Here is a 23891-nt window from a genome sequence, read left to right on the forward strand (position 1 = left end):
AGGAAATTATGTCTGCGTTCAAGGGTTTGAAGCCGATCCTCTATGGTGGCCGGGAAGTCTGGCCGCTGGTCGAGGGCGGCAAGGGGGTGGCCGCGACCAACCACATGAGTTCGGGCGCGTGGGCGGCGGCAGGCGGGATCGGAACGGTCAGCGCGGTCAATGCGGACAGTTACGACGCCGAAGGCAAGATCGTCCCGCAAGTCTACGAACAGCTGACCCGCAAGGAACGTCACGAACAGCTGATCCGCTATGCCATCGACGGCGCCGTCGAGCAGGTGCGCCGGGCGCATGACATTTCCGGCGGCAAGGGCGCGATCAACATCAACGTCCTGTGGGAAATGGGCGGCGCGCAGCCCGTGCTGGAAGGCGTGCTGGAACAGACCCGCGGGCTTGTTACCGGCGTGACCTGCGGCGCGGGGATGCCCTACAAGCTGTCGGAAATCGCGGCGAAGTACGACGTCTACTACCTGCCGATCGTTTCGTCCGGCCGCGCATTCCGTGCGCTGTGGAAGCGTGCCTATCACAAGGTGGCGCACCTGCTGGGGGCGGTCGTTTACGAAGACCCGTGGCTGGCCGGCGGGCATAACGGCCTGTCCAACGCCGAAGACCCGCGCAAGCCGGAAGATCCCTATCCCCGCGTGAAGGCGCTGCGCGACACGATGCGCGCCGAAGGCGTGCCGGACAACGTGCCGATCGTGATGGCGGGCGGCGTGTGGTTCCTGCGCGAATGGAACGACTGGATCGACAATCCGGAGCTGGGCGCGATCGCTTTCCAGTTCGGCACGCGGCCCTTGCTGACGCAGGAAAGCCCCATCCCGCAGGCGTGGAAGGATCACCTGCGCACGCTGGAGCCGGGCGACGTGCTGCTCCACCGTTTCTCGCCCACGGGTTTCTATTCGTCGGCTGTCCGCAACCCGTTCCTGCGCAGCCTGGAAGCGCGCAGCGAGCGGCAGATCCCTTATTCCAAGGTTTCGGCGGGCGAGCACACGGTGCAGCTCGACGTCGGGGTGCGGGGCAAGAATTTCTGGGTGACGCCGGGCGATCTCGACCGCGCGCGCACCTGGCACGGCGCCGGCTTTACCGAGGCGCTGCGCACACCGGACGACACGGTGGTGTTCGTCTCCCCGGCCGAGCGCGAGGTCATCCGCAAGGACCAGGCCGACTGCATGGGGTGCCTGTCGCACTGCGGTTTCTCATCGTGGAAGGACCACGACGATTACACCACGGGGCGTCTCGCCGATCCGCGCAGCTTCTGCATCCAGAAGACCTTGCAGGACATCGCGCATGGCGGCCCGATCGACGAGAACCTGATGTTCGCGGGCCACGCGGCCTATCGCTTCAAGCAGGACCCGTTCTATTCCAACAACTTCACCCCCACGGTGAAGGAACTGGTCGATCGCATCCTGACGGGCGACTGAGCGGCGCGTCAACGCACCAGAAACACGAAAGGGCCGGCGTCACCACGCCGGCCCTTTTTTGCGTCAGGCGCCATTGTTTCAGGAGGGGGCGTTTTCCTGCAACTGGCGATAGACGCCGAGCCGGTCCGCGATCTGCCAGTGCCCTGTCAGGAGGTCGTTCTCATCAAAGGTGTAGACGGTGGCGCCGGTCATGCGGATGGTCTTGCCTGAAGCCGGGAAGGGGCCGAAATCGGCGAGATGCGTGGCTTTCCAGCGCCATGTCATCACCACGGCATCGCCGTCTTCGGCCATGTGCTCGATGGTGAAGCGCTGGTCGGGAAACGGCGCGCGCGACAGCCGCAGCCGTTCCACGAAACCGGCGGGATCGAGAGTCTGCCCCTCCCACGGGTCGCCGGGATCGTGGCGGACGACGTAGGCTGGGCCGAGGAACGAGGACGCCGCCTCGGCATCGCCCTCGTTCCAGATGCGTTCGATGAACGCGGCAAGGCGTTCGCGCCGGGTCATCGCGGTCAATCGAACTCCCATGCGCGTTCGCCGTGGCTGGTGATGTCCAGCCCCTCGCGCTCCTCGTCCTCGGTGACGCGCATCGGCACGACCATCGAGACCATCAGCGCGCAGATCACCGTTGCGACAGCGCTCCAGGCGCCGACCACGCCCACGCCGGCAAGCTGGGCGACCAGCTGGCGCGCCATGCCCATGCCCGCCGCATAGCCCGTCCCGCCAAGCGACGGCGAGATCAGGAAGGCCAGCAGGATCGAGCCGGTGATGCCGCCCATGCCATGAACCGCGAAGACGTCGAGCGAATCGTCGATTTCCAGCCGGTGCTTGATCACGAGGATCATCGGATAGCACACAGCCGTGGCGGCGAGGCCGAGCAGCACGGCGGAGCCGGGCGCGATAAAGCCCGCTGCCGGCGTGACCGTGGCAAGACCCGCAACGGCGCCGGTGGCGAAACCGATCGAGGTCGACTTGCCGACGGCGAAGCGCTCCACAAGAATCCACGCCAGCGCTGCGGTGCAGGCGGCGACGTGGGTGTTGATGATCGCGGCGGCGGCATCGTCGTTCGCGGCAAGCGCCGAACCGCCGTTGAATCCGAACCAGCCGACCCACAGCAGCGCAGCACCGGCCATCGTCAGAGCGGGCGAGTGAGGTAGCATGAGAGTTTTGGGATAACCCGCCCGCTTGCCGAGCAGCAGCGCGACCACGAGCGCCGAAACGCCCGCAGTGGTGTGGACGACGATGCCGCCCGCGAAATCGAGCGTGCCGAGCCGGCTCGACAACCAACCACCGCCCCAGACCCAGTGCGCGGCGGGGGCATAGACGATGAGGCTCCACAGCGCACAGAAGCCGACCACCCAGCCGAAGCGGGCGCGGTCGACCCAGGCGCCCACCATCAGCGCGGGCGTGATGAGCGCAAACGCCATCTGGAACAGCACGAATGCGCTTTCCGGGATCTGGGTGTTGGCGCGGACATTGCCGAGGTGCAGTAGCATCCAGGCATTGCCGCCACCGAGCCAGCCGTTGGTCACCTCACCAAAGGCCAGCGTGTAGCCGACCAGCACCCACAGCAGCGATGCCACGGCCGCGATCGCGCCCGTCTGGACCATCACTGCGAGGAAGCCCTTGGTGCGGACGAGGCCGCCGTAGAACAGCGTCAGCCCTGGCGCGGCCATCATCAGCACGAAAGCCGAGGAGACCAGAATCCACGCGGTATCGCCCGTGTCGGCGACATCGACGGTGCTGGTGGGAACTTGCGCATGGGCCAGCATCGGCACGGCCAGCGATGCGGCCATGGCGGCGACCGCCAGGAACTTGCGCATCTTGTTGTATTCTCCCTCTCGCCGCGATGCCTGGGCGTTGCGGCCACCCGGTTCCCTTCGCGCGCGTCTAGGCAACGATGTGACGCGGCACAAGCAAAACGCGAACGATTGTTCCGTTCGGCAGAGCCGAGGGGCGGCCGGTCAGGCCCAGCCTTCCAGCACCTGATCGGGCGGGCGGTGGCCATCGGCCCAGAAGCGGATGTTGGCGATCACCTTGTCGCCCGAGGCGATCCGGCCCTCGAACGTGGCGCTGCCCATGTGCGGCAGGATCGCCACGTTGTCGTGCGAGAGTAGCCGCGGATCGACCGAGGGTTCGTGCTCGAACACGTCCAGCCCGGCGCCGCCGATGCGCCCTTCGACCAGCGCCGCGATCAGCGCTTCTTCCTCGATCAGGTTGCCGCGCGCGGTGTTCACCACATAGGCGCCCGGCTTCATCAGCGCGATGCGGCGCGCATCGATGATGTGGCGGGTTTCGGGTGTGGCCGGGCAGTGCAGGCTGAGCACGTCGGCTTCCCCGATCAGCCGGTCGAGATCGGCTTCGTAGCGCGCGGCGAACATCGTCTCCAGCGCTTCGGGCAGGCGGTGGCGGTTGTGGTAGGCGATGGACAGCCCGAAGGCGCGCGCGCGCCACGCCACGGCCTGGCCGATGCGGCCCATGCCGACGATGCCCAGCGTCTTGCCGCTGATGCGGTGGCCGAGGAGCGTGGACGGCGACCAGCCGTCCCACTTGCCCGCACGCACGGTGCGGCCACCGTGGTTGAGGCGGCGCATGACCGAGATGATCAGCGCCAGCGTCATGTCGGCGGTATCGTCGGTGAACACGCCGGGGGTGTTGGTGACGGGGATCTTGCGGGCGCGGGCGGCGGTGAGATCGATATGTTCGGTGCCCGCGCCGAAATTGGCGATCAGGCCGAATTGCGGTCCGGCGGCGGCGATCAGGTCGGCGTCGATCCGATCGGTGACAGTGGGGACGAGGACGTGCGCATGCTGGAGCGCTGCGACCAGTTCGTCCTGCGTCAGCGCGCGGTCGGCGTGGTTCAGGGACACGTCGAACAGTTCGGCCATCCGGGCCTCGGTTTCGGGCAGGAGGCGGCGCGTGACGACGACGCGGGGCTTGCCCTCTACGCGCCGGGGCGATTTCAGATCGGCGGGGGTGGCGTGCGTGTTCATCGTGCCGTCTTCGCTAAGCCGGGCGGGGACTTGTGGTCAAGCGGGCTTGCATAGGCCCACCCGCCATTGCCATATCGGCGGCGGGGTGTATCGGACGGGTTTGCAAGGGAGAACGAAGCGCCGTGCCGAAAGGGAAGTCCGTGCTGTCGCTGGTTCTGGCCGCCGCGCTTGCGGCGACGGGGGCACCGGTCCGCGCAGCCGATGATGCCGGGGTGCCTTACTGGGTTTCGCTGCGCAAGGAGCAGTCGAACATGCGCGTCGGGCCGGGGCGCGAATACCGGATCAGCTGGGTCTATGTCCGGCAGGGACTGCCGATGAAGGTCCTGCGCGTGATGGGCGGCTGGCGGTTGGTCGAAGACCCGGCCGGGGTGCGCGGCTGGATGCTCGCGCAGTTCCTGACCCGCACGCACACCGGCATGGTCAAGGGCGGCGAGGCGCCGATTCGCGAGAACAAGGACGGTTCGGGCCGGCTGCTGTGGCGTGCCGCACCCGGCGTGGTGGCGAAGCTCGACGATTGCGACGAAGGCTGGTGCAAGGCCGACATCGACGGCCGCAAGGGCTATATCGAGGCGGCGAAAGTGTGGGGCGCCGGGACGCCCTGAAGCGCCCCGGCCGCGTTTTCCTCAGACCAGTTCGACCGCGATGGCGGTGGCTTCGCCGCCGCCGATGCACAGGCTGGCAACGCCTTTCGTCAGGCCCTTGTGCTTCAGCGCGCCGATCAGCGTGGTGACGATGCGCGCGCCCGATGCGCCGAGCGGGTGGCCGAGCGCGGTGGCGCCCCCGTGGACGTTGATCTTCTCGTGGCCGATGCCAAGATCCTGCATCGCGAACATCGCCACGCAGGCGAAGGCCTCGTTGACTTCGAACAGGTCGACGTCGCCCACGCTCCAGCCGGCCTGCGCCAGCACCTTCTGGATCGCGCCGACGGGGGCGGTGGTGAACTTGGCAGGCTCTTGCGCGTGCGCTGCGATGGCGACGATCTTGGCGACCGGGGCAAGGCCCTTGTCCTTGGCAAGGCTTTCGCGCGTGAGCACAAGCGCGGCTGCGCCGTCCGAGATCGACGAGGAACTGGCGGCGGTGATCGTGCCGTCCTTGCCAAAGGCCGGCTTCAGGCCGGGGATCTTGTCCGGACGGCCCTTGCCGGGCTGTTCGTCGGTATCGACCACGTGTTCGCCGGCGCGGGTCTTGACCGTGACCGGCACGACTTCGCTGGCGAAGCCGCCGTTGGCGATGGCATCCTGGGCGCGGCGCAGCGATTCGATCGCGTAATCGTCCTGCTGGGTGCGGGTGAGCTGGTATTCGTCGGCCGTGGCCTGCGCGAACGTGCCCATCGCGCCGCCCTGGTAGGCATCTTCCAGCCCATCGAGGAACATATGGTCATAGGCGGTATCATGGCCGATGCGCGCGCCCGAGCGGTGCTTCTTGAGCAGGTAAGGTGCGTTGGTCATCGATTCCATGCCGCCCGCGACGATGACGTCGGCGCTGCCCGAGGCGATGGCTTCGGCGGCCATCATCACGGTCATCATGCCCGATCCGCAGACCTTGTTGACGGTGGTCGCCTCTACCGACTTGGGCAGGCCGGCCTTGATCGCGGCCTGACGGGCAGGGGCCTGGCCAAGCCCGGCGGGCAGCACGCAGCCCATGTAGATACGCTCGATGTCGTCACCGGCAACGCCAGCGCGCTCGACCGCAGCCTTGACCGCGACCGCGCCCAGATCGGTCGCGGCGACATCGGCGAGCGCACCCTGCATTCCGCCCATCGGCGTACGTGCGTAGGAGAGGATGACGACGGGATCGGCGGCGGAGAACTGGGCCATGGCTTGGGTTCCTTGCTGTGCTAGGAATGCGGCCGGGTCGGCCGATTAATCGGGGACTTAATGGTGCGACGCAACAATTGCAAATGACAGGTTTTCGTCAGGGGACGGGGGAATGCGCGTGATCGGGGGGCAGGCGGTTTTCGTGGGAAGCGGGATGCCAGCCGCGCCATTGCTGCTGGGCGCCGGCGTGCTGGGCGCGATCGTTGGCAGCTTTCTGGGCGCCGCGCTGGAACGGATGCCGGACGGCCGCTCGGTCCTGACCGGGCGTTCGGCCTGCGACGGCTGCTGCAAGGCGCTGACCGTGGGCGAACTGGTTCCGGTGCTGTCGTGGCTGGCGCAGCGTGGGCGGTGCCGCGCCTGCGGATCGGCCATCGGCGGCTGGCAACTTGGCGCGGAGCTGGGCGCGGCGGGCATCGCCATGCTGTCGGTCGCGCTGGCGCCGCCCGGGCAGGTGCTGGCGGCAATGCTGCTCGGCTGGCAACTGCTGCTGCTGGCCCTGCTGGACGCGCGCCACTTGTGGCTGCCGCGCGTGCTCACAGGCGTGCTGGCGTTCAGCGGCCTGGTGCTCGCCGGCGCGAGAAGCTGGGTCTTGGGCGACATCCTGCCGCTGGCGCTGTCGGGCGCGGGCGGGGCGCTCGGCTTCCTCATGCTCTGGCTGGTGGCGACGGGATACCGCAGGGCGCGCGGACGCGATGGCATGGGGGGAGGCGATCCGCCGCTGCTGGGGGCGATCGGCGTGTGGATCGGACCGCTGGGCGTCATTCACGTGGTGCTGGGGGCCAGCCTGCTGGGGATCGCCGCGGCCGTTGCACTTTTTCTGGCTGGGCGTAAACTATCTGGTGATAGCGTGCTTCCGCTCGGAACCTGCCTCGCCGCCGCGGCTTGGCCGGTGTTCCTCTGGCAGGGGTTCGCCTGACACCGCATCACGATAAACGACCATAAGGGGGAGCGAGGACATGGATACGACCGGCAAGGAAGCGATGCTGGGGCTGCTGGCGCGCCAGCGCGATGCGTTCACCGCGGCCCGGCCCGAGCCGCTGGCCGTGCGCCACGACCGGCTGGAGCGCTGCGCGGCGCTGCTCAAGGCGCACGGCGAGGACTTTGCCCGCGCGATGAGCGCCGATTTCGGTCACCGCAGCCACGAACAGTCGATGATGACCGACGTGATGCCCTCGATCAGCCTGATCCGCTATTCACAGAAGAAGATGAAGGCGTGGTCGAAGCCGGACAAGCGGCAGGTCAATTTTCCGCTGAACCTGCTCGGCGCCAAGGCGGAGGTCCGCTATGAGCCGAAAGGCGTGATCGGCATCGTCTCGCCGTGGAACTTCCCGGTGGGGCTGTGCATGGGGCCGCTGGCGCAGGCCTTTGCCGCGGGCAACCGCGCCATGATCAAGCCGTCCGAATTCACCGAGCGCACATCCGACCTGATGGCCGAGCTGTTTCCCAAGTTCTTCGCGGAAGAGGAAGTGGCGGTGGTGACCGGCGGGGCGGACGTGGGGCAGGCGTTCTGCGGCCTGCCGTTCGACCACCTGCTGTTCACGGGCGCGACCTCGATCGGCCGCCACGTGCTGCACGCGGCGGCGGACAACCTGGTTCCGGTGACGCTGGAACTGGGCGGCAAGTCGCCCACGATTCTGGGCCGCAGCGCCGACGTGAAGCGCAGCGCCGAACGTATCGCGCTGGGCAAGATGATGAACGCCGGGCAGATCTGCCTCGCGCCCGACTACATGCTCGTGCCCGAGGAACTCGAAGGCAAGGCGATCGACGCGGTGAAGGGTGCGGTCGCCGCCATGTATCCCACGCTGCTGGCGAACGACGACTACACCTCGGTGATCAACGCCCGCCACCGCGACCGGCTCAAGGGGCTGGTCGCCGACGCGCTGGACAAGGGGGCCGAAGCGATCGTGGTCAATCCCGGCGACGAGGCCTTCGACACGACCAACGGCAACAAGCTGCCGCTGACGATCCTGCGCAATGTGAACGACCAGATGAAAGTCATGCAGGAGGAAATCTTCGGCCCGGTGCTGCCGGTCATGACCTACCGCGGCATCGACGAGGCGGTCGACTACGTCAACGCGCATGACCGTCCCCTGGGACTCTACTACTTTGGCGAGGACGCGGGCGAACGCGAGCGGGTGCTGACCCGCACGATTTCGGGCGGGGTGACGGTGAACGACGTGATCTTCCACGTTTCCGCCGATGACCTGCCGTTCGGCGGCGTCGGGCCTTCGGGCATGGGCAGCTATCACGGCGTCGAGGGTTTCCGCACCTTCAGCCACGGACGCGCAGTCTATCGCCAGCCAAAGGTCGATCTTGCCAAGCTGGCCGGACTCAAGCCGCCCTATGGTGCGGCGACGCAGCGCACGCTCAAGATGCAGCTCAAGTAGGCTGGTTTTCCGGGCTTTGCGCAGGGCGCCGCTGCCGAGGGGCGCGGCGCCTTGTGATGAGCGGAACTGGCTAAAAGGAGTGGGGTTTGCCCGCATATTGCGGCCCACCCCACTTGCGCCGTAACCGGAGCGGGACTAGGGCGCGGTCCAAACACTGCCCAAACACCTGCAACGCGAGTCAGGCCCTTGGTAGATCTGTCACAATACCTTCCGATCCTGATCTTCCTCGGGATCGCCCTCGCGCTTTCGGCGGCCTTCGTGTTCCTGCCGATGGGCGTGGCCCGTCTGACCGGCGCGCACAATCCGACTGCGGAAAAGCTCTCGGAGTACGAATGCGGCTTTCCCGCGTTCGAAGACCCGCGCAGCCAGTTCGACGTGCGCTTCTACCTCGTGGCGATCCTCTTCATCGTCTTCGACCTTGAAGCCGCGTTCCTGTTTCCTTGGGCGGTGAGCCTGAAGGAAACCGGCTGGACCGGTTGGGCAACGATGATGGTCTTCCTGGGCGAACTGGTGATTGGCTTTGCCTATGCCTGGAAGAAGGGGGCTCTGGACTGGGAATGAGCAACATGACCACTTCTCCTCTCGTGACCACCCCCGGGGCGCTTGCCGTGCCCGGCACGGTCCAGCCCGATCAGGCATTTTTCGACAGCCTCAACGCAGAGGTCAACGACAAGGGCTTCCTTGTCACCTCGACCGAGGACCTGTTCCAGTGGGCTCGTACCGGTTCGCTGTGGTGGATGACCTTCGGCCTTGCCTGCTGCGCGGTCGAGATGATCCACGTCAACATGCCGCGCTATGACATGGAGCGCTTCGGCGCCGCCCCGCGCGCGTCCCCGCGCCAGTCGGACGTGATGATCGTGGCCGGCACGCTGTGCAACAAGATGGCCCCGGCGCTGCGCAAGGTCTACGACCAGATGTCGGAGCCGAAGTACGTCATCTCGATGGGCAGCTGCGCCAATGGCGGCGGCTATTATCACTACAGCTACTCGGTGGTGCGCGGCTGCGACCGCATCGTGCCCGTGGACATCTACGTTCCGGGGTGCCCGCCGACGGCCGAGGCGCTGCTTTATGGCGTGATGCAGCTGCAGCGGAAGATCCGCCGCGCCGGCACGCTTGAGCGCTGAGGGAAGGGAAGCGATGACGGTTCTCCATTCCGCCCCGCGTTATTCCTCGTTCGAGGGCGTGAAGGACTCGCTGGTTTCGGCGCTCGGCGACCTCGTGGTGTCCTCGAAGGAGGAGCATGGCGAGATCGTGCTGACGGTCGTGCGCGGCCGCGTCGAAGACGCGCTGCGCGCGCTTCGCGACCGGCACGAGTTCCAGCAGCTGATGGACATCGCGGGTGTCGACTATCCGGACCGCGCCGAGCGGTTCGAAGTGGTCTATTGCCTGCTGTCCGTGACGCGCAACCTGCGTCTGATCGTCAAGGTTTCGACCGACGAGGCGACTCCGGTGCCGACCGTGACCACGCTGTGGCCCAACGCCGGCTGGTACGAGCGCGAAGTCTACGACATGTACGGCGTTCTCTTCGCCGGCAATACCGATCTGCGCCGCATCCTCACCGACTATGGCTTCCAGGGGCACCCGTTCCGCAAGGACTTCCCGCTGACCGGCTATGTCGAGCTGCGTTACTCCGAGGAAGACAAGCGCGTGGTCTACGAGCCGGTCGAGCTTGCGCAGGATCTGCGCCAGTTCGACTTCATGAGCCCGTGGGAAGGTGCGGACTACGTGCTGCCGGGCGATGAGAAGGCCGTTCCGCCGCCGCCCGCGCCGGCTCCGGTCGCCACCGCGCCCGTCACCGGCGGCGCGCCCAAGGTCGATACGCCCAAGACCACCGACAAGCCGGCTGATACCGGCGCTGGCGAGAAGGCCAACGCCGATGCGGCCGCAAAGGCCCCGTCCTCGGACGGCGGTGCAGCCCCTGCCGCACCGGCCCCGACCGAAAGCCGTCCCGCCACGGATGCGCCCAGCAAGGGAGACAAGGCATGAGCTTCTCGCTCGAACAGTCGCCCACCACCGGCGACGAGGTCATCACCAACTACACGATCAACTTCGGGCCGCAGCATCCTGCCGCGCACGGCGTTCTTCGCATGGTCATGGAGCTTGATGGCGAGATCATCGAGCGCATCGATCCGCACGTCGGCCTGCTGCATCGCGGCACCGAGAAGCTGATCGAGCACAAGACCTATCTTCAGGCGCTGCCGTACTTCGACCGCCTCGATTATTGCTCGCCGCTGGCGATGGAGCATTCCTACGTGCTCGCGGTCGAGAAGCTGCTGAACGTCGAAGTGCCGCTGCGCGCACAATACCTGCGCGTGCTGTTCGCCGAGCTGACCCGTATCTGCAACCACATGCTGAACATGGGGTCGCACGTGATGGACGTCGGCGCGATGACGCCGAACCTGTGGCTGTTCGAGATCCGCGAGGACTGCCTCAACTTCTTCGAGCGCGCTTCGGGCGCGCGCATGCACTCCGCCTGGTTCCGCCCCGGCGGCGTCCACCAGGACGTGCCGCTCAAGCTGCTGACCGACATCGCCGACTGGCTCGACGACCGGCTTCCGCGCCTGTTCGAGGACGCGATGAGCCTTGTCATCGACAACCGCATCTTCAAGCAGCGCAATGTCGATATCGCCATTGTCAGCAAGGAAGACGCGCTGGCCTGGGGCTTCTCCGGTCCGATGATCCGCGCCGCGGGCATTCCGTGGGACCTGCGCAAGAGCCAGCCCTACGACGTCTATGACCGCATGGAGTTCGACATTCCCGTCGGCACCAATTCGGACTGCTACGACCGGTTCATGGTGCGCGTGGAAGAAGTGCGCCAATCGGCCCGGATCATGAAGCAGTGCCTTGCCGAAATGCCCGAAGGTCCGATTGCCAGCACCGACCGCAAGGTGGTGCCGCCCAAGCGCGCCGAGATGAAGAGCTCGATGGAATCGCTGATCCATCACTTCAAGCTCTACACCGAAGGCTTCCACGTGCCGGCGGGCGAAGTCTATGTCGCCACCGAAAGCCCCAAGGGCGAATTCGGCGTCTATCTGGTCAGCGACGGCACCAACAAGCCGTACCGCTGCAAGATCCGCCCGACCGCGTTCAGCCACCTTCAGGCGATGGATTTCATGAGCAAGGGCCACATGCTGCCCGACGCGACCGCCATTCTCGGCGCGATCGACGTGGTGTTCGGGGAGTGCGACCGTTGAGCAAGCTGGCAATCGCGGAGGCGATGATCGCCGCCTACAACGCGCAGGACGTGGATACCTACGTTTCCTACATGACCGACGATGCCTGCGAAGCGGGTTATCGCGGCGCGGTGGTGCGCGAAGGCAAGGAAGGCACGCGTTCGGGCCTCGCCGCCGCGTTCAAGGTCTGGCCCCAGAACAAGGCCGAGATCGTCCATGCGCAGGAAAACGGCAACTATGTCGTGTTCCGTGAACACGTGACGCGCGGTCCTTCCACGGACGGATCGCCGCTGGTCGAACCTTTCGACGTGATCGCTGTCTATACTTTCGAGGGCGACAAGTGCGCCCGGGTGGAGTTTATCCGGTGAAGCAAGACCCGACCCGCCAGCTTTCGATCCTCGCCTGCGCGACCGGGCTGCTGCTCGCCGCGGTGTGGTTCCTCGCACTCGCCAACGGGGCGGATACGCCCGACTGGATGCCGATGATGATTTCCGCCATCGGTGGTTTCGAGCTTTTCCTGTTCGGCCAGAGCCTGTGGCTCAAGCGCGCCGACCGGCAGGGTGGACGCTGAAGACATATGGCCGACCGTCATCCCGAACCCGATAGCCCCGAACTGCGCGCGCGCTGGGGCAATTTCTCCTGGACCGAGGCCAACGCGGCCAAGGCGAAGGAGATCGTTGCGCGTTATCCCGAAGGGCGTCAGCGCTCGGCGGTGATGCCGCTGCTCGACCTTGCCCAGCGGCAGGTCGGTGCGGAAGAGAACACGCAGGGCTGGCTGCCGCTGCCGGTGATGGAATACATCGCCGCGCAGCTCGACATGCCGATTATCCGCGTGCTCGAAGTCGCCACGTTCTACACCATGTACAACATTGCGCCGGTCGGCCGGTTCCACGTGCAGGTCTGCGGCACCACGCCGTGCATGTTGCGCGGATCGGACGAGATCATGGCCGCGTGCAAGGCAAAGGGCATGAAGAAGGGCCACACCACGCCCGACGGCCTGTTCACGCTGACCGAGGTCGAGTGCATGGGCAACTGCTCGTCGGCACCGATGGTCCAGATCAACGACGACAACTACGAGGACCTGACCGCCGAGCGTGTCACCCACATCCTCGACGAACTGGCCGCCGGTCGCAGCCCCAAGGCGGGCACGCAGGAGCCGGGCCGTCACACGGTGGAGCCGGTCGGCGCGCTTTCGAGCCTGACCGCGATGGCGACCGAAAACCACGACTATCGAGGGGAGTGGTAAGATGGCCCTTCAGGACAAGGACCGCATCTTCACCAATCTCTACGGCTACCAGCCGTGGAACCTCGCCGCCGCGCAGGCGCGCGGGGATTGGGACAACACGAAGGCGCTGCTCGAACGCGGGCAGGACGGCATCATCCAGGAAATCAAGGATTCGGGCCTTCGCGGGCGCGGCGGTGCGGGTTTCCCCACCGGCATGAAGTGGTCCTTCATGCCCAAGGAAAGCAAGGACGGCCGTCCGAGCTTCCTGGTCATCAACGCCGACGAATCCGAACCCGGTTCCTGCAAGGACCGCGAGATCATCCGCCACGATCCGCACAAGCTGCTCGAAGGCGCGCTGGTCGCGGGCTTCGCGATGCGCGCACGGGCGGCCTACATCTACATCCGCGGCGAATACATCCGCGAGGCCGAAACGCTGTTCGCGGCGCGTGACGAAGCTTATGCCGCCGGCCTGCTGGGCAAGAACGCCTGCGGTTCGGGCTATGACTTCGACGTCTTCGTTCACCGCGGCGCCGGCGCCTACATCTGCGGCGAAGAAACCGCGATGATCGAAAGCCTCGAAGGCAAGAAGGGCCAACCGCGGCTCAAGCCGCCGTTCCCGGCCGGCGCGGGCCTCTATGGCTGCCCCACCACGGTCAACAACGTGGAATCGATCGCGGTGGCGCCGACCATCCTGCGCCGCAGCGCCGCGTGGTTCTCGTCCTTCGGGCGCGAGAACAACAAGGGAACCAAGCTTTTCCAGATCAGCGGGCACGTGAACAAGCCCTGCGTGGTCGAAGAAGAGATGAGCATCCCGTTCAGCGAGCTGATCGAGAAGCACTGCGGCGGCATTCGCGGCGGGCGCGACAACCTGCTGGCCGTGATTCCCGGCGGTTCGTCGGTGCCGCTGGTGCCCGCGGCCGAGATCTGGGACGCGCCGATGGACTTCGACGGCCTGAAGGCGGTCGGCTCGGGCCTTGGCACCGCGGCCGTCATCGTCATGGACAAGTCCACCGACATCGTCCGCGCGATCAGCCGCCTGTCGTACTTCTACAAGCACGAGAGCTGCGGCCAGTGCACGCCCTGCCGCGAAGGCACCGGCTGGATGTGGCGCGTGATGGAGCGCCTGCGCACCGGCGATGCTGACGTGTCGGAAATCGACATGCTTCAGCAGGTCACCAAGCAGGTCGAAGGCCACACCATCTGCGCGCTGGGTGACGCGGCCGCCTGGCCGATCCAGGGCCTGATCCGCCATTTCCGCCCCGAAATCGAACGTCGCATCGCCGAGCGAGCCGACGTCCGGGAGGCTGCAGAATAATGCCCAAGGTCAAAGTAGACGGCGTCGAACTCGAAGTCCCGGCGGGCGCCACCGTCCTCCAGGCCTGCGAACTGGCCGGCAAGGAAATTCCCCGCTTCTGCTATCACGAGCGGTTGAGCATCGCCGGCAACTGCCGGATGTGCCTTGTCGAAGTGAAGCCCGGACCGCCGAAGCCGCAGGCTTCGTGCGCGCTTCCGGCCAGCGAAGGCCAGGAAATCCGCACCGACAGCGAGATGGTCAAGAAGGCGCGTGAAGGGGTGATGGAGTTCCTCCTCATCAACCACCCGCTCGATTGCCCGATCTGTGACCAGGGCGGCGAATGCGACCTGCAGGACCAGTCAGTGGCCTATGGCCGCGGCGCCTCGCGCTACCACGAGCACAAGCGCGCGGTGACCGAGAAGTACATGGGCCCGCTCATCAAGACGACGATGACGCGCTGCATCCACTGCACCCGCTGCGTGCGCTTCTCTGAAGAAGTGGCCGGCGTGGACGAGATCGGCGCGCTTTATCGCGGCGAGGGGATGCAGATCAGCACCTATCTCGAAAAGGCGGCGAAGCACGAGCTTTCGGCCAACGTGATCGACCTTTGCCCGGTCGGCGCACTAACGTCGAAGCCCTATGCTTTCGAGGCCCGTCCGTGGGAGCTGAAGAAGACGCTGTCGATCGACGTGTCGGACGCGCTCGGCTCGAACATCCGGCTCGACAGCCGCGGCCGCGAAGTGCTTCGCGCTCTGCCGCGCGTAAACGATGACGTGAACGAGGAATGGCTGTCCGACCGGGGCCGCTACATGGTCGACGGGCTTACCCGCCGCCGCCTCGACAAGCCTTGGCTGCGCCGCGACGGCAAGCTCGTCGCCGCCACCTGGGCCGAAGCGTTCGATGCCGTGGCGAAGATCAACCCCGGCGCTTCGGTGGCGGTAATCGCGGGCGACCTCGTCGATTGCGAGACCATGTTCGCTGCCAAGAAGCTGGCGGGCGCGCTCGGTTCCAGCCTCCTCGAAGGCCGCCAGACCGGGCTGGCCTATGATTGCTCCAACCTCGCCGCGGTGAATTTCAATTCGACCCTGGCCGGGATCGAGGACGCCGATGCGGTCCTGATCGTCGGTTCGATGGTTCGCGACGAGGCGCCGCTGCTCAACACCCGCCTGCGCAAGGCGGTGAAGAAGGGCGCGAAGGTCTTCATCGTCGGCCCGCACTGGGACCCGACTTATCCGGCGACCTTCCTGGGTGACGATCTCGCCGTTCTGGGCAACCTGCCGGCGGATGTTGCCGACCTGTTCGGCAAGGCGCAGAAGCCCGCGATCATCGTGGGCGGCGGTGCGCTCGCCAAGGGTGCGCTGGCTCCTGCACTGGCGTTTTCGGCGCAGTTCAACCTCGTCCGCGATGGCTGGAACGGCTTCAACGTCGTCCACATGGCCGCGAGCCGCATGGGCGGGCTGATGCTCGGCTACGCGCAGAAGGGCGGCATCGCCGACCTCGTCGCGGCCAAGCCGAAGATGGTGATCTCGCTCGGCGCCGACGAAGTGGACTTCACGAAGTTCGCCGGCAGCATGATCGTCCACATCGGCCACCACGGCGACAAGGCGGCCCATGCCGCCGACGTGATCCTGCCCGCCGCCGCGTTCAGCGAGAAGGACGGCACTTACGTCAACACCGAGGGCCGGGTGCAATACGCCGAAAAGGCCGTGTTCGCGCCGGGTGACGCCCGCGAGGACTGGACGATCCTGCGCGCGATGGCCGATGCGCTGGGCGTGTCGGTCGGCTTCGACAGCTTCGAGCAGCTTCGCGCGGCCATGGTCGCGGAAGTGCCGGCGCTGGGCGTCGAGGGTCTGGCCGACTACGGCGCGCTGCCGGCGGCTCCGGCCGACGCCAAGGCGGAAGGCGTGATCGGCTACCCGATCAAGGATCGCTACCTCACCAACGCCATCGGCCGCGCCAGCCCGACGCTGCAGCGCTGCTCGGCGGAACTGCTCCACGGTGAAACCTTCGCGGAGGCCGCGGAATGACCGAGTTGTTCATGAACCTTGGCCTCTCCTACGAGTGGGCCTGGGGCATCTCCACCATCGCCGGCATCCTGCTGATCGCGCTGCCGCTGATGCTCGGCGTGGCGATGATCATCTATGCCGACCGCAAGATCTGGGCGGCCATGGCGCTGCGCCGCGGCCCCAACGTGGTCGGCCCGCTCGGCCTGCTCCAGTCGTTCGCGGACGGCCTGAAGGTCTTCCTTCAGGAAACCATCATCCCGTCGGCCGCGAACAAGGGCCTGTTCCTGATCGCGCCGATCATCACTTTCACCGTAGCGCTGATGGCCTGGGCGGTGATCCCGTTCAATTCGGGCGCGGTGCTGGCCAACATCAACGTCGGCCTGCTCTATGTCCTCGCGATTTCGTCGCTGGGCGTTTACGGCGTGGTGATCGCAGGTTGGTCGTCGAACTCGAAGTATCCGTTCTTCTCGGCGATGCGCGCTTCGGCACAGATGATCAGCTACGAAGTCTCGATCGGCTTCATCCTGATCTGCGTGGTGCTGTGGGCCGGCTCGTTCAATATGAACGAGATCGTCAAGGCGCAGAAGGATCATGTCTGGATCATCAACGGCTTCGTCGCGAACCCGCTGCTGTTCCCGATGTGGGTGATGTTCCTCATTTCGGGCATGGCCGAAACCGCACGCGCGCCGTTCGACCTGACCGAGGCGGAATCGGAACTCGTCGCGGGCTACCAGACCGAATATTCGTCGATGAGCTTCGCGCTCTACTGGCTGGGCGAATATGCCAACGTCCTGCTGATGTGTGCGCTCAACGCCACGCTGTTCTGGGGCGGATGGCTGCCGCCGCTCGACATTCCGGTGCTTTACCTCGTGCCGGGCTTCGTTTGGCTGCTGCTCAAGATCCTGTTCTTCTTCTTCGTGTTCAGCTGGGTGAAGGCGACGGTCCCGCGCTATCGCTATGACCAGCTGATGCGCCTGGGCTGGAAGATTTTCCTCCCTGTCTCGCTGCTGTTCGTCTTCCTGATCAGCGGTTACCTCATGGCTACCGGACACTTCGCATGACCGTCGGACAGCTCATCAGGAGCTTTACGCTCTGGGAGTTCGTGAAGGCGCATTGGTTGACCTTGAAGTATTTCTTCAAGCCCAAGGCGACGATCAACTACCCGTTCGAAAAGAACCCGCTTTCGCCCCGCTTCCGCGGCGAGCATGCCCTGCGCCGTTATCCCAACGGCGAGGAACGGTGCATCGCGTGCAAGCTGTGCGAGGCGGTCTGCCCGGCGCAGGCCATCACCATCGAAGCCGAACCGCGTGAGGACGGCAGCCGCCGCACCACGCGCTACGATATCGACATGACCAAGTGCATCTTCTGCGGCTTTTGCCAGGAAGCCTGCCCGGTCGATGCCGTCGTCGAAGGGCCGAACTTCGAATACGCGACCGAAACGCGCGAAGAGCTGCTCTACGACAAGGCCAAGTTGCTTGCGAACGGGGACAAGTGGGAGCGCGCGATCGCTGCCAATCTTGAAGCCGATGCGCCGTATCGCTAGGGGGCCGCGCTCATGATCCAGGCCTTTGCCTTCTACCTTTTCGCGACGCTGATGATCGCCTCTGGTGCGATCACCATCCTCGCCCGCAATCCGGTGCATTCGGTGCTCTGGCTGATCCTCGCGTTCTTCAACGCCGCGGGCCTGATGGTCCTGTGCGGGGCTGAATTCATCGCGATGCTGCTGATCATCGTCTATGTCGGTGCGGTCGCCGTGCTGTTTTTGTTCGTGGTCATGATGCTCGACATCGACTTTGCCGAACTGCGCGCGGGCTTCATCAACAATTTCCCGCTGGGCTTCGTGCTGGCGGTGGTTCTGCTGTCCGAACTGGTGCTGGGTGTTGGCGCCTACCGCGCCGGTGCTCTGAAGCTGGGCACGGCGGACGGCACAGCCGCACCGTCTCAGGCCATCAGCAACACCGAGGCGATCGGTGCGCTGCTCTACACGCGCTACCTGTTCCTGTTCGAGGCAGCGGGCATCATCCTGCTGGTCGCAATGATCGGCGCGATCGTGCTGACGCATCGCCAGCGTAGCGGCGTGCGGGGCCAGAACATCGCCAAGCAGGTCGCGCGTCGCCCTGAAGACGCGACGTTCAACGTGCAGCCGGAAGTGGGCAAGGGGGTCCAGCTCTGATGATCGGCATCGAACACTACGTCGTCGTCAGCTCGATCCTGTTCGTGCTCGGCGTGCTCGGCATCTTCCTCAACCGCAAGAACGTCATCATCATCCTGATGGCGATCGAGCTGATCCTCCTGTCGGTGAACCTCAACCTGGTCGCCTTCAGCGCCTACCTCCATGACCTTGTCGGCCAGATCTTCGCGATGTTCGTGCTGACCGTGGCGGCGGGCGAGGCGGCGATCGGCCTTGCGATCCTCGTCATCTACTTCCGTGGCCGCGGCACCATCGCCGTGGACGACGTCAACCGGATGAAAGGCTGAAACTCGTGTCTTCCATCCTGATCATCGTTTTCCTGCCGCTGCTGGCAGCGATCGTTGCCGGCCTGGGCAACAAGAAGCTGGGCTTCGTGCCCTCGAAGGTCATCACCACAGGCGCGCTGTTCATCAGCTGCGCGCTGTCGTGGCCGATCTTCCTGTCGTTCCTGAACGGCAGTGCCGAAGCCACCGTCGTGCCGGTGCTGCAATGGGTGCGGTCGGGCGACCTCGATTTCGCCTGGGCGCTGCGGGTCGATACGCTCACCGCGGTCATGCTGGTGGTCATCACCAGTGTCTCGGCACTCGTGCACCTCTATTCGTGGGGCTACATGAGCGAGGAGCCGGATCAGCCGCGCTTCTTCGCCTACCTGTCGCTTTTCACCTTCGCCATGCTGATGCTGGTGACGGCCGACAACCTCGTCCAGATGTTCTTCGGCTGGGAAGGCGTGGGTCTTGCGTCCTACCTCCTGATCGGCTTCTGGTTCCGCAAGCCGTCGGCCAACGCCGCCGCGATGAAGGCCTTTGTGGTCAACCGCGTGGGTGACCTTGGCTTCATGATGGGCATCTTCGGCACGTTCCTGGTGTTCGGTACGGTTTCCATTCCGGAAATCCTGCACGCAGCGCCCGGCATGGCCGGATCGACCATCGGCTTCCTCGGCCACCGCTTCGACACCATGACGGTGCTGTGCATCCTCCTGTTCATCGGCGCGATGGGCAAGTCGGCGCAGCTTGGCCTGCACACCTGGCTTCCCGATGCGATGGAAGGCCCGACCCCGGTGTCGGCGCTGATCCACGCCGCGACGATGGTCACCGCCGGCGTGTTCATGGTCTGCCGTCTTTCGCCGATGTTCGAGGCCAGCCCGACGGCGCTGGCATTCGTGACCTTCGTCGGTGCGGCGACCTGCTTCTTCGCGGCGACGGTCGGCACCACGCAGACCGATATCAAGCGCGTGATCGCTTATTCGACCTGTTCGCAGCTGGGCTACATGTTCTTCGCGGCGGGCGTCGGCGCCTATGGCGCGGCGATGTTCCACCTGTTCACGCACGCCTTCTTCAAGGCGCTGCTGTTCCTGGGCGCCGGCTCGGTCATCCACGCGATGCACCACGAGCAGGACATGCGCTACTACGGCGGCCTGCGTAAGCACATCCCGCTGACCTACTGGGCGATGATGGCCGGCACGCTGGCGATCACCGGCGTGGGCATCGTCGACGTGGCGGGCTTCGCGGGCTTCTATTCGAAGGACGCTATCCTCGAGGCGGCTTATGCCAAGGGCACCGAGCTGTCGCACTTCGCCTTCTTCATGGGTATCTTCGCCGCGCTGTTGACCAGCTTCTACAGCTGGCGCCTCGTGTTCCTGACCTTCTACGGCAAGCCGCGGTGGGAGCAGAGCAAGCACATCCAGCACGCGGTGCACGACGCACACGGCCACGGCCATGACGACCATGCCCATGACCATGCGCACGCAGCCGATCATGCCCACGATGACCACCATGGTCACGACGCGCATGGCGACGGCACGGCGGGTTACCACCCGCATGAAAGCCCGCTCAACATGCTGGCTCCGCTCGGCATCCTGTCGGTCGGCGCGATCGCCGCGGGCTTCGTGTTCCACCACGCTTTCGTCAGCGAAGGCACGGGTGAGTTCTGGAAGGGTGCGCTGGTGTTCAACGAACACCTGCTCCACGCGATGCACAGCGTGCCGGACTGGGTGAAGTGGGCGCCGTTCGCGGTGATGGCCACCGGCTTCCTGATCGCCTTCTACGCTTATATCCGGAACCCGAAGTTCCCGGCGGCCTTCGTCGAGCAGTTCGGCTTCCTGTACCGCTTCCTGCTCAACAAGTGGTACTTCGACGAGCTCTATCACTTCATCTTCATCAAGCCCGCCATGTGGCTTGGCCGGGTCTTCTGGAAGGTGGGTGACGTGGGCATCATCGATCGGTTCGGTCCGAACGGTGCCGCGTGGGTGGTTGCCAAGGGCAGCCGCGCCGCCGTCAAGCTCCAGTCGGGGTACCTCTACAGCTATGCGCTGGTCATGCTCGTCGGACTTGTCGGGGCGATCAGCTGGGTGATTGCACGATGACCGGCCTTCCCATCCTTTCGTTGATGATGCTCGCGCCGCTGCTTGGTGCGGTGGCCTGCCTCAAGGCGGGGCGCGAACAGGCGCGGACGATCGCGCTGGCGGCAACGCTGGTCGATTTCGTCCTCGGCCTGATGCTCTGGGCCAACTTCGACGTGGGCGGCGCGCAGTGGCAGTTCACTGAACGTTATGCCGTGTTCTCGGGCTTCTCGTGGGCGCTGGGCATCGACGGCATCGCGTTGCTGCTGATCGTGCTGACGGTGTTCCTGATGCCGATCTGCATCGGCGCCAGCTGGAACGCGATCGAGAAGCGCGCGGGTGAATACTACGCCGCGTTCCTGGTGATGGAGACGCTGATGATCGGCGTCTTCACCGCGCAGGACTTGTTCCTGTTCTACATCATGTTCGAAGCCGGCCTGATCCCGATGTACCTGATCATCGGCATCTGGGGCGGCGCGGACCGGATCTACGCCAGCTACAAGTTCTTCCTCTACACGCTGCTCGGCTCGGTGCTGATGCTGATCGCGATGTTCTGGATGGTGAACCAGGCCGGCACGACCGACATCCCGACGCTGATGGCCTACAACTTCCCGGTGAAGGCCCAGACCTGGCTGTTCCTCGCCTTCTTCGCCAGCTTTGCGGTGAAGATGCCGATGTGGCCGGTCCATACCTGGCTTCCCGACGCGCACGTGCAGGCGCCGACCGCCGGTTCGGTGATCCTGGCTGGCGTGCTGCTGAAGATGGGCGGCTACGGCTTCATCCGCTTCTCGCTGCCGATGTTCCCGGAAGCCTCGGCGCAGTTCGCGCCGCTGGTGTGGGGCCTGTCGATGGCGGCGGTCGTGATCACTTCGCTGATCGCGCTGGTCCAGCACGACATCAAGAAGCTGATCGCCTACTCGTCGGTTGCGCACATGGCGATCGTGACCATCGGCCTGTTCGCTTTCAACCAGCAGGGCCTTGAAGGCTCGATGATCGTCATGCTCAGCCACGGCCTTGTCGCCGGCGCGCTGTTCCTCGCGGTCGGCGTGATCTACGATCGCCTGCACACCCGCGAGATCGACCGTTACGGCGGCCTTGCGATCAACATGCCCTATTTCGCGCTGTTCTTCCTGCTGTTCACGATGGCTTCGATCGGCCTTCCCGGCACCAGTGGCTTCGTCGGCGAGTTCCTCTCGCTGCTCGGTGTCTACAAGGCGTCGAGCTGGGTGGCGCTGGTCTGCACCACGGGAATCATCCTGGGCGCGGCCTACATGCTCTACCTCTACCGCCGGGTCGTGTTCGGCGTGCAGAAGAACGCCGATGCCGCAGCGATGCCCGATCTCGACAAGCGCGAGTGGGCGATGATGGTGCCGCTGGCTGCCGTCGTGCTGTGGATGGGCGTCTATCCGGAATCGTTCCTCGCGCCGATGCGCAAGGACATCGCCGCGCTTGATGCGCGCCTGGCCCAGGCCGCGCCCAAGGGCGACGCCCAGCTGAAGGTGGGGGCGGCGAAGCCCGTGTCCGCCGAACATGATGCCGCGCACGGGGAGGCGCACTGATGGAACTCGTCCGCTCTCTCCACCTGGTCGCCGCCGAGGAACTGCTCAGCGTTGCCGGCCTGATCCTGCTGCTCGTCGCCGCCTGGGGCGGTGACAAGGCCGCCCGCGCCATCTCGATCGCCTCGGTCGGCGTGCTGACAGTGTGCGCGCTGCTGGCGGCGCCCGCGCTGTGCAGCGGCGCGACGGGGCCGGATACGCTCGCTTTCGGCGGGCAGTACAAGGCTGATGCCTTCTCTGCCTTTGCCAAGCTGCTGATCTATGCCGGCGCCGCGGTCACGCTGATCGTCGCGCCCGCGTTCTTCGACCGCTTCAAGGCGATGCGCGCCGAATTCCCGCTTCTCGTGCTGTTCGCCTCGCTCGGCATGGGCATGATGGTTTCGGCCAGCGACCTGCTGACGCTCTACCTCGGCCTCGAACTCAACAGCCTTGCCTCCTACGTGCTCGCCGCCTTCCTGCGCAGCGATGATCGTTCGGCAGAATCGGGCCTCAAGTACTTCGTGCTCGGCTCGCTCGCTTCGGGCATCCTGCTCTACGGCGTCAGCCTGACCTATGGCTTCACCGGCCACACCAGCTTCGCGGGCATCCGCGCGGCGCTGGGCGCCGGGCCGATGTCGGTCGGCGCGACTTTTGGCGTGGTGTTCATCCTCGCCGGTCTCGCCTTCAAGATCAGCGCCGCGCCGTTCCACATGTGGACGCCCGACGTCTATGAAGGCGCGCCCACCCCGGTGACGACCTTCTTCGCCACCGCACCCAAGGCGGCGGCGCTGGCGCTGCTGATGCGCATCAGCCTCGAAGCCTTCGGCGCGCAGCCGCAGGCGTGGCAGCAGATCGTGATCTTCGCTTCGCTGCTGTCGATCGTGATCGGTGCGCTCGGCGCCATCGGTCAGGACAACATCAAGCGCCTGATGGCCTATTCCTCGATCAACAACGTCGGCTTCATGCTGATCGGCCTTGCCTGCGCCACCCAGAACGGGGCGGCAGCAATGCTGATCTACCTCGCGATTTACGTCGCGATGTCGGTCGCCGGCTTCGTCGCCATCCTGATGCTGCGCGACGAGAATGGCGATCCGGTGGAATCGATCGCGGATCTGGGCGGCCTGTCGAAGACGCGCCCCGGCCTTGCTGCTGCGCTCGCGGCGGTGATGTTCAGCCTTGCCGGCATCCCGCCGCTGTTCGGCTTCTGGGGCAAGTTCGTGGTGTTCCAGGCCGCCGTGCAGGCGAACCTGGTGGCGCTCGCCGCCATCGGTATCGCCGCCTCGGTGATCGGCGCCTTCTACTACCTGAAGGTGGTGAAGGTGATGTACTTCGACGAGGCGGTGGACAAGGTGCGCGGCAAGAGCGACGCGGCGCATGTCGTGCTGCTCGCGGTCGCCAGCCTGTTCATCTCGCCGCTTGGCTACTTGCTGACCAACTGGCTGCACGCGCTGGCCGGCAACGCTGCGGCGGCGCTGTTCCACGTTGCGTAAGGGGCGCGGCCTGGCCGGACGCGTGAT

At 65.7% G+C, this 23891-nt stretch carries 24 protein-coding genes; 20 read left to right on the forward strand and 4 right to left on the reverse strand.

All coding sequences use genetic code 11. The features are described from left to right. The first annotated feature begins 8 nt into the window (after window positions 1-8). Window positions 9-1418, forward strand: coding sequence for an NAD(P)H-dependent flavin oxidoreductase (locus OLX02_RS02675; RefSeq protein WP_264419990.1), 1410 nt, complete (start codon window positions 9-11; stop codon window positions 1416-1418). A gap of 78 nt (window positions 1419-1496) precedes the next feature. On the opposite strand, the gene OLX02_RS02680 is transcribed toward OLX02_RS02675, so the two are convergent. The 3 genes from OLX02_RS02680 to OLX02_RS02690 form a co-directional block, all read right to left on the reverse strand. After that, on the reverse strand, window positions 1497-1922 hold the full coding sequence (locus OLX02_RS02680; protein ID WP_264420320.1) for an ester cyclase: 426 nt from the start codon (window positions 1920-1922) through the stop codon (window positions 1497-1499). Between the two features lie 5 nt (window positions 1923-1927). Then, window positions 1928-3238: an ammonium transporter gene (locus OLX02_RS02685; RefSeq protein WP_264419991.1), complete on the reverse strand. Its 1311-nt coding sequence runs from the start codon at window positions 3236-3238 to the stop codon at window positions 1928-1930. 141 nt (window positions 3239-3379) lie between these two features. Further along, window positions 3380-4408 carry a 2-hydroxyacid dehydrogenase gene (locus tag OLX02_RS02690; RefSeq protein WP_264419992.1) on the reverse strand — a complete coding sequence of 343 codons (1029 nt, stop codon included), beginning with the start codon at window positions 4406-4408 and terminating at the stop codon, window positions 3380-3382. A 122-nt stretch (window positions 4409-4530) separates the two neighbouring features. Here OLX02_RS02690 and OLX02_RS02695 point away from each other — a divergent pair, with 122 nt between their 5' ends. Next, window positions 4531-5010: an SH3 domain-containing protein gene (locus OLX02_RS02695; RefSeq protein WP_264419994.1), complete on the forward strand. Its 480-nt coding sequence runs from the start codon at window positions 4531-4533 to the stop codon at window positions 5008-5010. A 21-nt stretch (window positions 5011-5031) separates the two neighbouring features. On the opposite strand, the gene OLX02_RS02700 is transcribed toward OLX02_RS02695, so the two are convergent. Beyond that, window positions 5032-6225 (reverse strand): acetyl-CoA C-acyltransferase, encoded by a 1194-nt coding sequence (locus OLX02_RS02700; RefSeq protein ID WP_264419995.1) that lies wholly within the window; start codon window positions 6223-6225, stop codon window positions 5032-5034. A gap of 112 nt (window positions 6226-6337) precedes the next feature. Here OLX02_RS02700 and OLX02_RS02705 point away from each other — a divergent pair, with 112 nt between their 5' ends. The 18 genes from OLX02_RS02705 to nuoN all read left to right on the forward strand — a co-directional run bounded on the left by OLX02_RS02705 (window position 6338) and on the right by nuoN (window position 23864). Continuing rightward, window positions 6338-7141 carry a prepilin peptidase gene (locus OLX02_RS02705; RefSeq protein WP_264419997.1) on the forward strand — a complete coding sequence of 268 codons (804 nt, stop codon included), beginning with the start codon at window positions 6338-6340 and terminating at the stop codon, window positions 7139-7141. 40 nt (window positions 7142-7181) lie between these two features. After that, window positions 7182-8612: a coniferyl aldehyde dehydrogenase gene (locus tag OLX02_RS02710; protein ID WP_264419999.1), complete on the forward strand. Its 1431-nt coding sequence runs from the start codon at window positions 7182-7184 to the stop codon at window positions 8610-8612. A gap of 186 nt (window positions 8613-8798) precedes the next feature. Then, window positions 8799-9173: an NADH-quinone oxidoreductase subunit A gene (locus OLX02_RS02715; RefSeq protein ID WP_264420001.1), complete on the forward strand. Its 375-nt coding sequence runs from the start codon at window positions 8799-8801 to the stop codon at window positions 9171-9173. A gap of 5 nt (window positions 9174-9178) precedes the next feature. After that, window positions 9179-9736 (forward strand): NuoB/complex I 20 kDa subunit family protein, encoded by a 558-nt coding sequence (locus OLX02_RS02720; protein WP_264420003.1) that lies wholly within the window; start codon window positions 9179-9181, stop codon window positions 9734-9736. A gap of 13 nt (window positions 9737-9749) precedes the next feature. Further along, window positions 9750-10598, forward strand: coding sequence for an NADH-quinone oxidoreductase subunit C (locus tag OLX02_RS02725; RefSeq protein WP_264420005.1), 849 nt, complete (start codon window positions 9750-9752; stop codon window positions 10596-10598). Continuing rightward, window positions 10595-11806: an NADH-quinone oxidoreductase subunit D gene (locus tag OLX02_RS02730; protein ID WP_264420007.1), complete on the forward strand. Its 1212-nt coding sequence runs from the start codon at window positions 10595-10597 to the stop codon at window positions 11804-11806. Before OLX02_RS02725 ends, OLX02_RS02730 begins: the two co-directional genes overlap by 4 nt. Next, window positions 11803-12153: a nuclear transport factor 2 family protein gene (locus OLX02_RS02735; RefSeq protein ID WP_264420009.1), complete on the forward strand. Its 351-nt coding sequence runs from the start codon at window positions 11803-11805 to the stop codon at window positions 12151-12153. Before OLX02_RS02730 ends, OLX02_RS02735 begins: the two co-directional genes overlap by 4 nt. Then, window positions 12150-12356, forward strand: coding sequence for a hypothetical protein (locus OLX02_RS02740; protein ID WP_264420011.1), 207 nt, complete (start codon window positions 12150-12152; stop codon window positions 12354-12356). The genes OLX02_RS02735 and OLX02_RS02740 overlap by 4 nt, the downstream gene beginning before the upstream one ends. A 6-nt stretch (window positions 12357-12362) precedes the next feature. Beyond that, window positions 12363-13031, forward strand: coding sequence for a complex I 24 kDa subunit family protein (locus OLX02_RS02745; RefSeq protein ID WP_264420013.1), 669 nt, complete (start codon window positions 12363-12365; stop codon window positions 13029-13031). Between the two features lies 1 nt (window position 13032). Next, the gene (nuoF, locus tag OLX02_RS02750) at window positions 13033-14325 is read left to right on the forward strand and encodes an NADH-quinone oxidoreductase subunit NuoF (RefSeq protein ID WP_264420015.1); all 1293 of its coding nucleotides are present in this window, start codon (window positions 13033-13035) and stop codon (window positions 14323-14325) included. Continuing rightward, window positions 14325-16331, forward strand: a complete 2007-nt coding sequence (gene nuoG / locus OLX02_RS02755; protein WP_264420017.1) for an NADH-quinone oxidoreductase subunit NuoG — start codon at window positions 14325-14327, stop codon at window positions 16329-16331. Before nuoF ends, nuoG begins: the two co-directional genes overlap by 1 nt. Further along, window positions 16328-17371 (forward strand): NADH-quinone oxidoreductase subunit NuoH, encoded by a 1044-nt coding sequence (gene nuoH / locus OLX02_RS02760; RefSeq protein WP_264420019.1) that lies wholly within the window; start codon window positions 16328-16330, stop codon window positions 17369-17371. Before nuoG ends, nuoH begins: the two co-directional genes overlap by 4 nt. Then, the gene (gene nuoI, locus OLX02_RS02765) at window positions 17368-17853 is read left to right on the forward strand and encodes an NADH-quinone oxidoreductase subunit NuoI (protein ID WP_264420021.1); all 486 of its coding nucleotides are present in this window, start codon (window positions 17368-17370) and stop codon (window positions 17851-17853) included. The genes nuoH and nuoI overlap by 4 nt, the downstream gene beginning before the upstream one ends. 12 nt (window positions 17854-17865) lie before the next feature. Continuing rightward, on the forward strand, window positions 17866-18483 hold the full coding sequence (locus OLX02_RS02770) for an NADH-quinone oxidoreductase subunit J (protein ID WP_264420023.1): 618 nt from the start codon (window positions 17866-17868) through the stop codon (window positions 18481-18483). Next, window positions 18483-18788, forward strand: coding sequence for an NADH-quinone oxidoreductase subunit NuoK (gene nuoK, locus OLX02_RS02775; protein ID WP_264420025.1), 306 nt, complete (start codon window positions 18483-18485; stop codon window positions 18786-18788). The genes OLX02_RS02770 and nuoK overlap by 1 nt, the downstream gene beginning before the upstream one ends. 5 nt (window positions 18789-18793) lie before the next feature. Continuing rightward, window positions 18794-20863 carry an NADH-quinone oxidoreductase subunit L gene (gene nuoL, locus OLX02_RS02780; protein WP_264420026.1) on the forward strand — a complete coding sequence of 690 codons (2070 nt, stop codon included), beginning with the start codon at window positions 18794-18796 and terminating at the stop codon, window positions 20861-20863. After that, window positions 20860-22398 carry an NADH-quinone oxidoreductase subunit M gene (locus tag OLX02_RS02785; RefSeq protein ID WP_264420028.1) on the forward strand — a complete coding sequence of 513 codons (1539 nt, stop codon included), beginning with the start codon at window positions 20860-20862 and terminating at the stop codon, window positions 22396-22398. Before nuoL ends, OLX02_RS02785 begins: the two co-directional genes overlap by 4 nt. Beyond that, window positions 22398-23864, forward strand: coding sequence for an NADH-quinone oxidoreductase subunit NuoN (gene nuoN, locus OLX02_RS02790; protein ID WP_264420030.1), 1467 nt, complete (start codon window positions 22398-22400; stop codon window positions 23862-23864). Before OLX02_RS02785 ends, nuoN begins: the two co-directional genes overlap by 1 nt. Window positions 23865-23891 lie beyond the last annotated feature (27 nt).

The sequence above is a fragment of the Novosphingobium sp. KCTC 2891 genome, assembly GCF_025938155.1.
GTDB lineage: Bacteria > Pseudomonadota > Alphaproteobacteria > Sphingomonadales > Sphingomonadaceae > Novosphingobium.

Coding starts and splice junctions, on each gene's coding strand:
- nuoH (WP_264420019.1), top strand. CDS start 16,328: ATGACCGAGTTGTTCATGAACCTTGGCCTCTCCTACGAGTGGGCCTGG.
- nuoF (WP_264420015.1), top strand. CDS start 13,033: ATGGCCCTTCAGGACAAGGACCGCATCTTCACCAATCTCTACGGCTAC.
- nuoG (WP_264420017.1), top strand. CDS start 14,325: ATGCCCAAGGTCAAAGTAGACGGCGTCGAACTCGAAGTCCCGGCGGGC.
- OLX02_RS02675 (WP_264419990.1), top strand. CDS start 9: ATGTCTGCGTTCAAGGGTTTGAAGCCGATCCTCTATGGTGGCCGGGAA.
- OLX02_RS02720 (WP_264420003.1), top strand. CDS start 9,179: ATGACCACTTCTCCTCTCGTGACCACCCCCGGGGCGCTTGCCGTGCCC.
- OLX02_RS02785 (WP_264420028.1), top strand. CDS start 20,860: ATGACCGGCCTTCCCATCCTTTCGTTGATGATGCTCGCGCCGCTGCTT.
- OLX02_RS02710 (WP_264419999.1), top strand. CDS start 7,182: ATGGATACGACCGGCAAGGAAGCGATGCTGGGGCTGCTGGCGCGCCAG.
- OLX02_RS02725 (WP_264420005.1), top strand. CDS start 9,750: ATGACGGTTCTCCATTCCGCCCCGCGTTATTCCTCGTTCGAGGGCGTG.
- OLX02_RS02770 (WP_264420023.1), top strand. CDS start 17,866: ATGATCCAGGCCTTTGCCTTCTACCTTTTCGCGACGCTGATGATCGCC.
- nuoK (WP_264420025.1), top strand. CDS start 18,483: ATGATCGGCATCGAACACTACGTCGTCGTCAGCTCGATCCTGTTCGTG.
- OLX02_RS02705 (WP_264419997.1), top strand. CDS start 6,338: ATGCGCGTGATCGGGGGGCAGGCGGTTTTCGTGGGAAGCGGGATGCCA.
- OLX02_RS02730 (WP_264420007.1), top strand. CDS start 10,595: ATGAGCTTCTCGCTCGAACAGTCGCCCACCACCGGCGACGAGGTCATC.
- OLX02_RS02680 (WP_264420320.1), bottom strand. CDS start 1,922: ATGACCCGGCGCGAACGCCTTGCCGCGTTCATCGAACGCATCTGGAAC.
- OLX02_RS02745 (WP_264420013.1), top strand. CDS start 12,363: ATGGCCGACCGTCATCCCGAACCCGATAGCCCCGAACTGCGCGCGCGC.
- nuoN (WP_264420030.1), top strand. CDS start 22,398: ATGGAACTCGTCCGCTCTCTCCACCTGGTCGCCGCCGAGGAACTGCTC.
- OLX02_RS02685 (WP_264419991.1), bottom strand. CDS start 3,238: ATGCGCAAGTTCCTGGCGGTCGCCGCCATGGCCGCATCGCTGGCCGTG.
- OLX02_RS02700 (WP_264419995.1), bottom strand. CDS start 6,225: ATGGCCCAGTTCTCCGCCGCCGATCCCGTCGTCATCCTCTCCTACGCA.
- OLX02_RS02690 (WP_264419992.1), bottom strand. CDS start 4,408: ATGAACACGCACGCCACCCCCGCCGATCTGAAATCGCCCCGGCGCGTA.
- nuoI (WP_264420021.1), top strand. CDS start 17,368: ATGACCGTCGGACAGCTCATCAGGAGCTTTACGCTCTGGGAGTTCGTG.